Origin of the sequence: Nakamurella leprariae, from assembly GCF_016918035.1 — a bacterium.
Classification (GTDB): domain Bacteria; phylum Actinomycetota; class Actinomycetes; order Mycobacteriales; family Nakamurellaceae; genus Nakamurella; species Nakamurella leprariae.
Window position 1 is genome coordinate 30,184 of the sequence record NZ_JAERWK010000017.1, and the last position, 12,623, is coordinate 42,806.

General features: G+C 72.7%; 13 protein-coding genes. 7 read left to right on the forward strand and 6 right to left on the reverse strand.

From position 1 onward, the window contains the following. Positions 1–50 precede the first annotated feature (50 nt). Together JL106_RS21670 and JL106_RS13850 are read right to left on the reverse strand one after the other, a co-directional pair. A complete protein-coding gene (locus JL106_RS21670) occupies positions 51–1,424 on the reverse strand; it encodes an NAD(P)/FAD-dependent oxidoreductase (RefSeq protein ID WP_205261322.1) in 1,374 nt (457 codons plus the stop codon). Next, the gene (locus tag JL106_RS13850; RefSeq protein WP_205261323.1) at positions 1,421–2,290 is read right to left on the reverse strand and encodes an alpha/beta fold hydrolase; all 870 of its coding nucleotides are present in this window, start codon (positions 2,288–2,290) and stop codon (positions 1,421–1,423) included. Before JL106_RS13850 ends, JL106_RS21670 begins: the two co-directional genes overlap by 4 nt. A 164-nt stretch (positions 2,291–2,454) precedes the next feature. On the opposite strand from JL106_RS13850, the gene JL106_RS13855 reads away from it, so the two are divergent. Together JL106_RS13855 and JL106_RS13860 are read left to right on the forward strand one after the other, a co-directional pair. After that, positions 2,455–3,591 carry an MBL fold metallo-hydrolase gene (locus JL106_RS13855; RefSeq protein WP_205261324.1) on the forward strand — a complete coding sequence of 379 codons (1,137 nt, stop codon included), beginning with the start codon at positions 2,455–2,457 and terminating at the stop codon, positions 3,589–3,591. A gap of 76 nt (positions 3,592–3,667) precedes the next feature. After that, positions 3,668–4,228, forward strand: coding sequence for a dihydrofolate reductase family protein (locus JL106_RS13860; RefSeq protein ID WP_205261325.1), 561 nt, complete (start codon positions 3,668–3,670; stop codon positions 4,226–4,228). Here the strand turns inward: JL106_RS13860 and JL106_RS13865 are convergent. Both JL106_RS13865 and JL106_RS13870 read right to left on the reverse strand, forming a co-directional pair. Continuing rightward, the gene (locus JL106_RS13865; RefSeq protein ID WP_205261326.1) at positions 4,218–4,547 is read right to left on the reverse strand and encodes a hypothetical protein; all 330 of its coding nucleotides are present in this window, start codon (positions 4,545–4,547) and stop codon (positions 4,218–4,220) included. The two genes, JL106_RS13860 and JL106_RS13865, sit on opposite strands and share 11 nt — an antisense overlap. Before the next feature lie 183 nt (positions 4,548–4,730). Then, positions 4,731–5,780, reverse strand: a complete 1,050-nt coding sequence (locus JL106_RS13870; RefSeq protein WP_205261327.1) for a LacI family DNA-binding transcriptional regulator — start codon at positions 5,778–5,780, stop codon at positions 4,731–4,733. 130 nt (positions 5,781–5,910) lie between these two features. Here JL106_RS13870 and JL106_RS13875 point away from each other — a divergent pair, with 130 nt between their 5' ends. The 5 genes from JL106_RS13875 (at position 5,911) to JL106_RS13895 (ending at position 10,516) form a co-directional block, all read left to right on the forward strand. Further along, the gene (locus JL106_RS13875) at positions 5,911–7,032 is read left to right on the forward strand and encodes a substrate-binding domain-containing protein (protein WP_205261328.1); all 1,122 of its coding nucleotides are present in this window, start codon (positions 5,911–5,913) and stop codon (positions 7,030–7,032) included. A 117-nt stretch (positions 7,033–7,149) separates the two neighbouring features. Beyond that, positions 7,150–8,124: an ABC transporter permease gene (locus tag JL106_RS13880; protein WP_205261365.1), complete on the forward strand. Its 975-nt coding sequence runs from the start codon at positions 7,150–7,152 to the stop codon at positions 8,122–8,124. Beyond that, positions 8,121–8,948, forward strand: coding sequence for an ATP-binding cassette domain-containing protein (locus tag JL106_RS13885; RefSeq protein WP_205261329.1), 828 nt, complete (start codon positions 8,121–8,123; stop codon positions 8,946–8,948). The genes JL106_RS13880 and JL106_RS13885 overlap by 4 nt, the downstream gene beginning before the upstream one ends. Next, the gene (locus tag JL106_RS13890) at positions 8,938–9,840 is read left to right on the forward strand and encodes a PfkB family carbohydrate kinase (protein ID WP_205261330.1); all 903 of its coding nucleotides are present in this window, start codon (positions 8,938–8,940) and stop codon (positions 9,838–9,840) included. Before JL106_RS13885 ends, JL106_RS13890 begins: the two co-directional genes overlap by 11 nt. 4 nt (positions 9,841–9,844) lie before the next feature. Continuing rightward, on the forward strand, positions 9,845–10,516 hold the full coding sequence (locus JL106_RS13895; protein WP_328842380.1) for a nucleoside/nucleotide kinase family protein: 672 nt from the start codon (positions 9,845–9,847) through the stop codon (positions 10,514–10,516). Between the two features lie 2 nt (positions 10,517–10,518). Here the strand turns inward: JL106_RS13895 and ku are convergent, their stop codons facing one another. Both ku and JL106_RS13905 read right to left on the reverse strand, forming a co-directional pair. Further along, entirely contained in the window at positions 10,519–11,484 is a 966-nt protein-coding gene (gene ku / locus JL106_RS13900) for a non-homologous end joining protein Ku (RefSeq protein WP_205261331.1), read from the reverse strand. Continuing rightward, the gene (locus JL106_RS13905) at positions 11,484–12,395 is read right to left on the reverse strand and encodes a hypothetical protein (RefSeq protein ID WP_205261332.1); all 912 of its coding nucleotides are present in this window, start codon (positions 12,393–12,395) and stop codon (positions 11,484–11,486) included. Before JL106_RS13905 ends, ku begins: the two co-directional genes overlap by 1 nt. Positions 12,396–12,623: the final 228 nt, after the last annotated feature.

The window sequence follows — 12,623 nt, forward strand, 5'->3', positions numbered from 1 at the left end:
GTCCTCCCGCGACCGAGTTGATGAATCAACCATATCGTGGGCGTCCGGCGTTACGGAGTGGCCAGGGCGCGGACCGCCGCTGGGCGGGGGTTGGCCGGGGCGCCGATGAGCCGGGTCCGCAGCGCGTTGGCGGCCAGTGCCGGGTGGAGCAGGTCGAGCGGTGAGCCCATCAGGTGGAAGGTCCGGTTGATCGCCCGGCCGGCCCGGCGGTCGCCGTGCACGGCCAGCCGGGCCACCTCGCCGACCCACCAGCGCAGCGCGGCCTGCACCCCGCTCATCGGTCCGAGCCGCTCCGCGGTCCCGGCCAGCTGGGCGTCGGCCCCGGTGGCCATGGACCAGGGCAGCAGGGTCTCGACGGCGAAGTCCCGGAGCAACCGGGAGGTCCGGCCCGGGCGGGAGTCGCTGCTCAGCGACCGGTGCAGCAGCACGGCCTCCCGGGCCGCGACCGTGATGTCCTGCCCGTAGACCGGGTTGAATGCGCAGAACGAGTCGCCCAGCGGCACCAGGTCGTCGGGCCAGTGAGGCACCAGATGATACGCACGCCGGCGGTTCTCGGTCTGCCGGTGGACGGCCACCGGCCCGGCCGAATCGGCGCCCGCGGCCAGGTCGGCCAGCACCGGATCGCGCATGGCGTGCAGGAAGTCGTCGAACCCGGCCGCGTCCCGGGGTGGCCGGTGCTCGCCGAGCCCGACCGCGCCGATCAGCCAGCCGCCGCCCTCCACCGGCAGGGCCAGCCCACCGCGCGGTGATCCCGGGGTGGCCGCGACCACCACCCCGGCCAGCTCCCGCGGGTCCGGGCCGCCCTGGTACCGACGGCTCGCGTACCCGACGCCGGCGTCCAACTCGGTCACCGTCGCGGGTCGGACGTGCAGCTCCTCGAGCCAGACCGGCAGCCGCGAGGAACGACCGGACGCGTCGACCACGATGCCGGTGTGCCAACGGCTCTCGCCGTCCTGGCCCAGTACGGTGACCGACCAGGCGCCGGCGGTCCGGGCCACCGACCGGACTCTGCTGCGGTCGACGATCCGCACGCCGGGCAGCGCCAGCACCCGTTGCCGAACCACGTGTTCGACCAGAGGACGGGTCGCGGAGACCACCTCGAGGCCGGGCTCGTGCACCGACCAGCCGCGTGGGTCCAGCCAGGCCAGCATGCCCGTGTCCACCGGCACGCCGCCGGCCGCGACCAGGTCGGTCCGGATGCCGGGCAGCAGCTCGCCCATGGCCAGCAGGCCACGGTGCAGCAGCACGTGCGGCTGGCGGCCCTGCGGCACGCCTGGCCGGGGCACGGCCTCGTCCGGCAGGTCGTCCCGCTCGAGCAGGACGACGGACCGTCCGGAGCCGGCTGCGGCCGCCGCGGCGAACAGTCCGGCCAGGCTGGCACCGATCACCACCACGTCCGCGGACGAGGGCACAGCAGTGGTCATCCCGTCTCCTCGGCCGGTGCGTCCTGGTCGCCGAGCCGGTCGGTCGGCGGATCGAGTACCGCCCGCACCACCGCGTCCGGATGCAGCTCGGGCAGCCAGTGGCCGGCGTCGAGCTCGACGAACCGGTACGGCGCCTCGACGTGGTCACCGGTGTGCTCGGCGGCCGCGCGCCCCAGGAAGGGGTCGTCCGAACCCCACACGTACGTGGTCGGCACCCGCGCGGGGCCGACCCGGTCGAACAGGCTGAACAGCCCGCCGCGGTACCAGTTGATCGCGGCCGTGCGGGTCGCGGGATCGGCCATCATCGCGGTGAGCCGGTCCGCCACCTCCGGCGGCAGACCGTCCGGGCCGGCGGTCAGCGTGTCGCGCAGCGTGCGGGACAGGGCGAGCTCGGGCAGCACCGGCAGCTGGAAGAAGCCCATGTACCAGGAGCGCAGCGCCTGGCCGCTGGTGACCAGCGACCGGGCCAGCGCACCGGGGTGCGGGGTGGACAGCACGGTCAGCCCGGAGAGCCGCTCGGGCACCGCCGCCGCGGTCGCCCAGGCGACCCCGCCGCCCCAGTCGTGCCCGACCAGGTGCACCCGGTCGGCGCCGCTGGTGTCGATCAGCGTCACCACGTCGGCGACCAGCTCGCTGATCCGGTACGCCCAGCGCCCGGACGGGCGGGCCGTCTCGGCGTACCCGCGCTGAGTCGGGACCAGCGTCCGCCACCCGGCGGCGACCAGACCGTCGGTGACCCGGTCCCAGCTGGCCGGGTCCTGCGGGAACCCGTGCAGCAGCACCGCGATCGGCGCACCCCGATCACCACCACGATCACCGCTGTCGCGCACGGGGAAGGTCAACCGGCCCCGGCTGAAGGTCTTCACCGCGTCCACGGTAGCTCCGCGCGGACGCCGCCCCCTTGTCTGTTCCATCCCCTTGTCTGTTCCATGCCCTTGTCTGACGGATCGATCACCGACACAGTGGGCGCGGCAGTGATCGGCGGCCCGGAGTCCCTCGTGGGATGCGGGCCGGGGACGAGGAGGCCCGTGTGGCGCTCGGCGACGTGATCAGGATCGACGACCGGACGGTGCTGGTGGTGGGCCAGGAGATGGTCATCGCCCGCAACCAACCCGATGTCGGCAACGCCCTGATCCACCGGGTCGGTGAGCTGCTGGTCATGGTGGACACCGGGGTGACCACCGCGTTCCGCGACGCGCTGCGCCGGGCGGTGACCACCGTCGGTGACTGGACGGACCTGCTGCTGCTGACCAGTCACGGGCACGTCGACCACATCGGCAACAACGACCTGGTCGACGACCTGGTGGCGCAACGGGGCCGCGGCGGCACCGTGACGCACTTCGTCCCGGCGCGGGACGTCGCGCAGATGCAGGATCCGCGCGACTACTGGGAGCGGGTGTTCGACCGGGTGGCGGGGGTGGTGCCCATGCCGGCGCAACCGGCCGTCGTGGCATCGAAGGTGGTCTCGCTCTTCCAGCCGATGACGCCGTTCGGCCGGACCACCCGCACGTTCGAGGAGCTGCCGCTGGAGTCGATCCGCATCGGGTCGCAGCGGTCCACCGGGTGGACCTTCGCCGACGGGGCGGTCCGGGTGCTGCGCAGCCAGGGCCACTGCGCCGGTCACGTCGTGGTGCACCTGCGGGACGCCGGGGTGCTGCACCTGGGTGACGAGCCGAACGGCGCCTGCGGGGTGATGGTCGACGCCGACCAGCTCAAGCTGACCGAGACCTGGGCCGCCGCCGCCACGATGATCGACGACGGCGTCGTCACCACCCTGACCGACGGGCACACCCCGGGCGTCGAGGACGCGCAGCAGGCGGCGGCCCGGCTGGCCACCCTGCTCGAGCAGGCCGCGACCCTGCAGAGCCGGTCGGCGGAGCTGGTCGCGCACCACGCCGAGCTGCCGCCGGCCGACTTCGTCGGCGACTACACCCGCCTGCTGGGCGAACTCGACGTGGGCGGGGCCAACCCCAACCCGATGTTCATCGGGATGATGGCCCTCAACACGCTGCGGGAGCTGGGCTGGTCGCCGGACGGCGCCGTGCACCGGCCCTGGCGGCCACCGACGGCCCGGGTGCCGGAGCGGACGGCGGTGGCCAGGGCGGCCGCCGGGGTCTCGGCCGGAGCCGGGCTGGTGGCCTGGTACGCCCGCGGCCGCAACCGGTAGCCCCGCGGTCCGGACAACCGGACCGACACCGATCATCACCGCCCACATCATCACCGACCGAGCTGAGAGGTCGCCCATGCCTGCCCGCCTGGTCGTCACCGAGAACATCACCGTGGACGGCGTCGTCGAGATGGTCACGGACTGGTCCGCTCCCGACGAGGAGATCGATCCGGAGCACGCTGCCGTCAGCGACCGGCACATGGCGGTGGAGCAGGCGGTGCTGCTCGGCCGGCAGACGTTCGAGGACTTCCGCGGGTACTGGCCGGCCCAGACCGACGACACCACCGGCGTCACCGCGCACCTGAACCGGGTGGACAAGTACGTGGTGACCCGGGCCGGCCTGCCCGACCCGGGCTGGGAGCACACGACGGTGCTGACCGGCTCACTCGTCGACCAGGTGGGCCGACTCAAGGAGACCGGCGACGGCGAGATCGTCGTGACCGGCAGTATCAGCCTGGTGCACGACCTGATCGACGCCGGACTGGTCGACGAGTTCCGGCTGTTCACCTATCCGGTCGTCGTCGGCCGGGGGCGCCGGCTGTTCCGGGACGGGGTGATCCCGCCGCAGCTGCAGCTCCGGGAAGCGCAGCCGTTCGCCAGCGGAGTGCTGCTGGTGACCTACGCCGTCACCGGCTGACCGTCCGGCGTATCAGGACCCCGCACGGATGCTGCTCGGCGCCGTGGCCGGCCTGGTGGTGGCCGGACCGCAGTCCGGCGAGATCGTCCGCGCCGCGCGGCAACTCGTGCGAGTACAGCAGCCTGGCCAGCACGTCGTGGGCGGCGGCCGCGGCGACCAGCACGCCCAGCCCGCACCGGCACGGACGGGCGGTGCGGCATCGGGTCCACCCCGACCTGGAAGCCGCCCCAGCCCACACCCGCTTGGGCACGGTGCCGCGCCGACGCTGCAGGTCGGCGAACAGGAAGCCGGGCGTCCGGGGTGGAGCGGTCGTGGACATGGCGCCAGTGCAGCAGCTGATGGAAGACCGTCTCGTCGATGGACCCGGCCACCCCCACCCGATCAGCGCGCCGGTCAGGACGGAGCGGCCGGTCATGGGTGTCTCGTTCCGCACGGGCCGTCCCGGCGCGGCCGTGATGCCGCTGGTGGTACCCAGCGGATCGGGCGGCGACCCAGCTCGAGGTCAGCCCGGGGTGGCTCCGCACCCGCAGGAGTCGCGGTGCCGGAAGTCGGTGGGCACCAGCTCCTGCCGCGGCGGGGCGTCCGGCTCGGCGATCCGCTGCAGCAGCATCGCGACCGCCCGGTCCGCCATCCCGACCAGGTCCTGCCCCATGGTGGTCAGCCGGGGCGTGAACACGTCGGCCCACTCGAAGTCGTCGAAGCAGGCGAGGGCCACGTCCTGCGGGACCGCGAGCCCGAGATCGGCCAGTCCGCGCATGGTCCCGATGGTCATCACGTTGTTGGTCGGAACCACCGCCGTGGGCCGGTCGGCGGACGCGAACAGGTCTCGGACGACAGTCCGGGTCACCTCGACGTCGGACGCGCCGGCCACCACCAGGCGCGGATCGTCGTCCAGACCGAGTCGGATCACGGCCCGACGGTGCCCGTCGAGCCGGTCGACGGTGGTGGCCAGGCCCGGCAGGCCGCCCACCACGGCGATGCGCCGATGCCCACGGTCGGCCAGGTGCGTGGTCAGCCGATCCACCGCGGTCGCCCCCTCGGACGCGACCTGGTCGCACGGCACGGCCGAGAAGCGGTCCAGCAGGACCAGCGGGGTCCCGGACCGGACGGCCAGCGTGGCGTCCGGGTCACCGCCGCTCACGGACCCGTTCGTCGGCCCGTGCGGGCGGGGGGCCGGCGCGAGCAGGATGCCGTCGGCGCGCAGGTCCAGCAGCTGGGTCATGACCCGGTGCTGGACCGCGGGATCGTCGCGAGTGTTGTGCAGCACCACGGTGTATCCGTGTGCGGTGAGCCGCTGCTCGAGCGTGTCCACCAGGACCGGGAACGTCGAGTTCGCGGTCACCGGGACGCAGACCCCGACCATCATCGTCCGGGAGGTGGCCAGCGCGCGGGCCACCGTGTTGCGTCGGTAGCCCAGCTGCTCGATGGCGATCCGCACCAGCTGTTCGGTCGCCGGGGTCACCGACCGGGTCCCGTTGACGACGTGCGACACCGTCGACAGGGACACGCCGGCGACCCGGGCGACATCGGCCATGGTCCGTCCGCGCTCCATGGGTCACCTCGTCCAGGCGGGCTCGCAACCGGTTGCGCAAGCGCTTTCCTCACCCTACGGTGGCGTTCTCCGTGACGTGCGTCACGTCTGTCGGGCTATCCCGTGGACCATCGGACAAAGGAGTCCCGAAATGTCCCTGCAGCTGTCCGGGCCGTCCTCCGCCGGCCGGAGGCGGTCACTGTTCGCCGGTGTCCTGGTCGTCGCCCTGGTCACCACCATCGCCTGCGGCGGGTCGGACGACGCCGGATCGAGCGTCACGTCCGCCGCCTCGGCCGCCACGTCGGCCGCCGGGTCCGCCGCCAGTTCCGCGGCCGGAGGCGCGACGTCCTCCGCGCCAGACCCGGACGCGGGCGCCGGCGTCACCATCGGGCTGATCACCAAGACCGATTCGAACCCGTTCTTCGTGTCGATGCGGGAGACGGCCCAGGCGCGGGCCGAGGCTCAGGGCGCCGAGCTGGTCGCGTTGGCCGGTGAGTTCGACGGTGACAACGAGGGCCAGGTGTCCGCCATCGAGAACCTGGTCAGCCAGGGCGTCGACGGCATCCTGATCACGCCGAACTCGTCCACCGGCATCCTCAACGCCATCGAGCAGGCGCGGGACCAGGGCATCCTGGTCATCGCGTTGGACACCGCGACCGATCCCGAGGACGCGGTCGACGCGACCTTCGCCACCGACAACACCAAGGCCGGCGAGTTGCAGGGCCAGTGGGTCAAGGCGACGTTGGGGGACACCTCGCCCAAGGTGCTGATGCTGGACGGGACGCCGGGCGGCACGGTCGACACCTTCCGGCACGACGGCTTCCTCGCCGGGATGGGGCTGACCAACGACAGCCCGGAGATCCTGGGCATGGAGAACACCAATGGCGACCAGACCAAGGCGCAGACCGCGATGGAGAACCTGCTGCAGCGCGCTCCGGACGCCAACGCGCTGTACACCATCAACGAACCGGCCGCCGCCGGCGGCTACCAGGCCATCGAGTCGGCCGGCCTGACCGACCAGATCACCATCGGCTCGATCGACGGCAGTTGCACCGGTGTGCAGAACGTGGCCGACGGCATCATCGGGGCGACGGTCATGCAGTTCCCGAGCCGGATGGCCGAACAGGGCGTCGACGCGGTCATCGCGTTCGCGGCCGACGGGACCAAGCCGAGCGGGTTCAACGACACCGGCTCGCAGCTCATCACCGACCAGCCGGTGGACGGCGTGGAGTCCGAGGACACCACCTGGGGTGCGGAGAACTGCTGGGGCTGACCGACTTCCGACCCGTGCGCGGCCGGCCGGCGCCGATCGGCCCCGGCCGGCCGGCTCAACCACCTGCGACCACTCCGGGAGGACGGATCCGTGACCGGAACCCCCACCGCGCAGCGCATGGCCGAGGCACCCCCGGCCCGCCGGGTGACGCTGGCGGGCGTGCTGCGGCAGCCCCTGCTCGGCCCGCTCGCCGCACTGATCATCGCCATCGTCGTCTTCAGCATCATCACCGACTCGTTCCTGCGACCACAGAACCTGTCGCTCATCCTGCAGCAGTCGGTGGTCATCGGGATCCTGGCCGTCGGCCAGACGCTGATCATCCTGACCGGCGGCATCGACCTGTCCATCGGCGCGGTCGCCGTGCTCGGCACCATCGTCATGGCCAGGACCAACGACGCCTCCGGCAGCTTCCTGGCCCTGCTGGTGGTCCTCGTGCTGTGCGCGCTCATCGGGGCGGTGAACGGCGGGCTGGTCACCTCGTTGCGACTGCCACCGTTCATCGTCACCCTGGGCACCTTCACCATCCTGTACGCGACGACCCAGCTGGTGGCCGGTTCGGCCACCTACCAGGTGCCTGACGGTCCACTCACCGTGCTGGGAGAGACGTTCCGGATCGGTGGCTTCGTCACCACCTACGGGGTGGTCGCCATGGTGCTGGTGTATGCGGTCGCCTGGTACGCGCTGTCGCAGACCGCCGGCGGCAAGCACGTCTACGCCGTCGGTGGCAGCCCGGAGGCGGCCCGGCTGTCCGGCATCCGCAGCAACCGGGTGCTGATGAGCGTGTACGTGCTCACCGGTGTCATCGCGGCGATCGCGGCGTGGGCGGCGCTCGGTCGCATCCCCAACGCGGACCCGAACGCCTACCAGAACGCCAATCTCGAGACGATCACCGCGGTGGTCATCGGCGGTACGAGTCTGTTCGGCGGCCGGGGCAGCGTGCTGGGGACCCTGGTCGGGACGCTCATCGTCGGCGTGCTGCGCAACGGACTGACCCAGGCCGGCGTGGACAACCTGTACCAGAACATCGCCACCGGGGTCCTGGTCATCGCCGCCGTCGCGCTGGACCAGTTGGCCCGCAGGAGGAACCGATGACCGAGACGATCAGCGGCACCGGGACGAGTGCGGCCACCCGGCCGGTGGTCCCGGTGCTCGAGGCCCATGGGTTGGTCAAGCGGTACGGCAACGTCACCGCCATCAACGGCGCGGACTTCGAGTTGCACCCGGCCGAGGTGCTGGCGGTCATCGGCGACAACGGGGCCGGCAAGTCGAGTCTCATCAAGGTGCTGGCCGGGGCCGTCGTCCCGGACTCCGGCGAGCTGCGGATGGACGGTCAGCCGGTCAGCTTCCGCACCACCCGGGACGCCCGGGCGCACGGCATCGAGACCGTGTACCAGGACCTGGCCGTCATCCCAGCGCTGGACATCGCCAGCAACGTCTACCTCGGCCGGGAGATCCGCCGGAAGGGCTTCATGGGCTCGGTGCTGCGCCGCCTCGACATGCCGGCCATGCGCAAGGACTCGGCCGACCACCTGGCCGATCTGCGGATCGGGATCAAGTCGGTGAGCCAGGCCGTCGAGACGCTGTCCGGCGGTCAGCGACAGGGGGTGGCCGTGGTCCGGTCGGCCACCTTCGGCCGACGGGTGATCATCATGGACGAGCCGACGGCCGCGCTGGGCGTCCGCGAGTCCGGGCAGGTGGTCGATCTGATCAAGCAGTTGCGTGACCGGGGACTGCCGGTGGTGCTCATCAGTCACGACATGCCGCACGTGTTCGAGGTGGCCGACCGGATCCACGTGCACCGGCTCGGGCAGCGGGCCGCGGTGGTCCGGCCGAGCGAGCGGACGATGTCGGAGGTCGTGGCCCTGATGACCGGCGCCACCGAGCCGACGGAGCGGGAACGCGCCGGTGGCTCGTGACACACCCCGCCCGCTGGGCGTCTTCGTCGGGTTGGCCACACTCGACATCGTCCACCGGGTGACGGCTCCACCCGCCCGCAACGAGAAGATCACCGCCACGCGGCAGGACGTCGCCGCGGGTGGGCCGGCGGCGAACGCGGCGGTGGTGTTCGCCGCCCTGGGTGGCCGTGCCCGACTGGTCACCGCGCTCGGTGTCTCGCCGGTGGCCGACCTGATCCGGGCCGATCTCGTCCGGGCCGGCGTCGAGGTGGTCGACCTGATCCCGGATGATCCTGCCGCGCCGGCCATCTCAGCCGTGACGGTGGTGCAGGGCAGTGGCGATCGGTCGGTGGTCTCGATGGACGCCACCGCCCGGACGGTGCCCGCGCCGGCCGATCCGGTGGCGCTGGTGGTGCCGGCCGATGTGGTGCTCGTCGACGGGCACCACCCCGATCTGGCGGTCGCCGCGGCCACCGCCGCGGCGGCCGCCGGCATCCCGGTGGTGCTGGACGCCGGTCGGTGGAAGCCGGTCTTCGCTCGACTGGTGCCGGTCGCCGACGACGTCGTGTGCTCGGCCGACTTCCGCTGGGAGGGCCGCGGCACGGTCGACGACTCGGCCGCCGCCCTGCGCGCGCAGCCGGGAGCGGAGCGGCTGGTCGCCGTGACCCACGGATCCGATCCGATCATGTGGTGGCGCGGCGAGCGCGGCGGCGAGGTCGCCGTGCCGGCGGTCGAGGCGGTCGACACCCTGGGCGCCGGCGACGCGCTGCACGGTGCCCACGCCTTCTTCCGCGCCCACCCGGAGATGAGCGATGCGGACCGACTGACCCGGGCCGCCCGGATCGCGGCGCGTCGCGTCGCGAGCGTCGGGCCGCGCGACTGGCTGGACGAGCTCCGGCGGGGGAGTCGGTGATCCGGTGACCGAGCCGTCTGAGGTGCCGTCCCCGGTGGCGCTGCCGATCACCGACCTGGTGGAGCGGGCTCGCGCCCTCGCGGTCCCCGGCGGGCGCAGCATCCTCGGGATCACCGGGGCGCCCGGCGCCGGCAAGTCGACGGTGGCCGCGGAGATCGTGGACGCTCTCGGCCCGGACACCGCGGTGCTGGTGGCCATGGACGGCTACCACCTGGCCAACGTCGTCCTCGAGGCCCTGGGCCGCCGGGACCGCAAGGGCGCCCACGACACCTTCGACGCAGCCGGCTACGTCGGGCTGCTCGTCCGGCTGCACCGATCCGCCCGCGGCGGGCCCGGCGCAGCGGAGACCGTCTACGCGCCGGAGTTCCGTCGGGAGATCGAGGAGCCGATCGGCTCGGCCGTCCCGGTCCCGCCGGACGTGCCATTGGTGGTCACCGAGGGCAACTATCTGCTGCTGGACCACGGTGCCTGGCCCCGGGCCCGCGCGCTGCTCGACGCGGTCTGGTACCTGGCACCGGGCGAGGACATCCGGCAGGACCGCCTGGTGCGCCGGCACCAGGCGTTCGGCAAGTCACCGGCGGACGCGTGGGCCTGGGCGTTGGGCACCGACCAGCGCAACGCCGATCTGATCGCGGCCACCGCGCACCGGGCCGACCTGGTGGTGCGGGTGACCTGACCTCAGGACGCCTTCTTGCTCCGCCTGCTCGACGACTTCGCCGTGGTGGACTTCCGACTCGTTCCCGTCGTCGACTGCTTGGCCGTCGACTGCTTGGCCGTCGAGCCGGAGGTCGATCGCTTGGCGCCGGTCCCGGACGTCGACTTCCGCGCCGAAGTGGAGCGGCTCGACGACTTCGAGCTGCCGCCCTTGGACCCCTGCACGCTGCGTCGCAGCGCCTCCAGCAGGTCGACCACCTCGGTCGGCTCGGGCGCCGCCTTGGCCGCCTTGGCCGTCCTGCCCTTGGCCTTGTCCCTGACCAGCTTGGCGACGCGGTCGGTGTAGGTGTCCCGGTAGTCCTCGGGGTCCCAGCGGCCGGTCATCGACTCGATGAGCTGCTGGGCCATCTTCAGTTCCTTGCTGCCCGCCTTGCCGGACTTCGGCAGTTCCGGCAGTTCCTGGCCGGCGTCGCGGATCTCGTCGGCGAAGAACATGGTGTGCAGCAGCAACAGGTCGCCGTCGGCGCGGACCGTGGCCAGGTACTCCTTGCCGCGCATGACGAACGAGCCGATCGCGGCCCGGTCGGTCCTGGCCATGGCGTCCCGCAGCAGGCCGTACACCTTGGCCGACTCGGGCGTGGCCGGGCCCAGGTAGTAGGTCTTCTGGTAGTGGATCGGGTCGATGTCCTCGAGGTCGACGAACGTCTCGATGTCCAGCGAGCGGGAGCGCCCGGGCGCCACCGAGTCCAGCTCGTCCTGGTCCAGCAGCACCAATTCGCCGTCCTCCCCGACCTCGGTGCCGCGCACGATGTCGGCGTAGTCGACCTCCTTGCCGGTCCGCTCGTTGACCCGCTGGTACCGGATGCGGTCGGTGGTGCCCGCTTCGAACTGGTGGAAGCGGATCTCGTGCTCGGAGGTGGCCGAGTACAGCCCGACGGGCACCGAGACCAGCCCGAAGCTCAGCACACCGGTCCAGATCGCGCGGGCCATCAGCGTCTCCTGCTCGTTGATCGGGGTGTTCCTGGGGATGTCAGTTCGCGCACCCGGGCCTGGGTGGCGGCGAGCGCCTGCTCGGCCCGGTCGAGCGCCGACGAGGTGCGGGCCTGCTCCCGTTCCCGCTGCGTCAGGTCCCGTCGGGCGGAGGCCAACGCGTCCTCCAGGCGGTCCACCTCGTCGCGGGCGTCCCGGGCCGCGTCGGTCGCCGCCCGGGCCGTGGCCCTGGCCTCGGAGCGCTGCTCGGTGGCGTCGGCGACCGCTTGCCGCGCCTGCTCGAGTTCCCGCTCGGCGCGGTCCCGCTCGCGGGCCGCGGCGCGGTCGTCCGCGCTGTCATCGGGGGAATCATCGGGGAAGTCATCGGAGGTGCCGGTCCGTCCGGGCCGATCCGATCGGGTCGCAGCTCCGCTCGCGCCACGGTCGCCCAGTCCGCTCAGGCCACCGAACCCGGTGTGCTCGAGGGGCTTGGTGAGCCGGGCGGCGCGCACCGCGTCGGCGGCGTCCTCATCGGCCAACGCCGCCTGCAGGGTCGTCTGCACCGCCCGGGCGGTGTCCTCACTGACCGCCTGCCCGGCGTCCCTGGCCAGCGCCCGCGCCTGCTGCACCAACGCGGCCACCACCCGGTGCTGCTCGCGGGCCAGCGTGCGCAACCGGTCGCCGCTCAGCGCCGCAGTGGCGTCCCGGAGCCCGGCCCCGAGCTGCAGCAGCGGGTCGATCTCGTCGGGGTGCTGCCGGACGAGTTGGTTGGTCAGCCAGGCGGCCACGTTCGGTTTGGTCAGCCGGCGGATCGCGCCGGCCAGCTGCTGGTCACCGTCGCTCTTGGCCTGGCGTTCCCGCTCGGTGCGGGTCGGGGTGAACTCGTCCAGCGGCAGCCCGTACAGCTCGTCGGCCACCTCGTCGAGATCCATCCGGACATCCTGCCGGTGCGTCATCATCTGGGCTGGTCGGGGTGGTGTGGCGGGTGATCACGGCCGGAGATGCCGGGCGGCCCTTCCGTGCCGGACGGCGGGACGCCATGCTCGTCCCGGATCATTCCCGGACCGCCGTACGGGGTTGTCGACCGGATCCGGTGGCAGAGGGTGACGATCTTGCTACAACCTGCAACGATGGTGGGGCCGGACGTCGCGTCAGCCCGG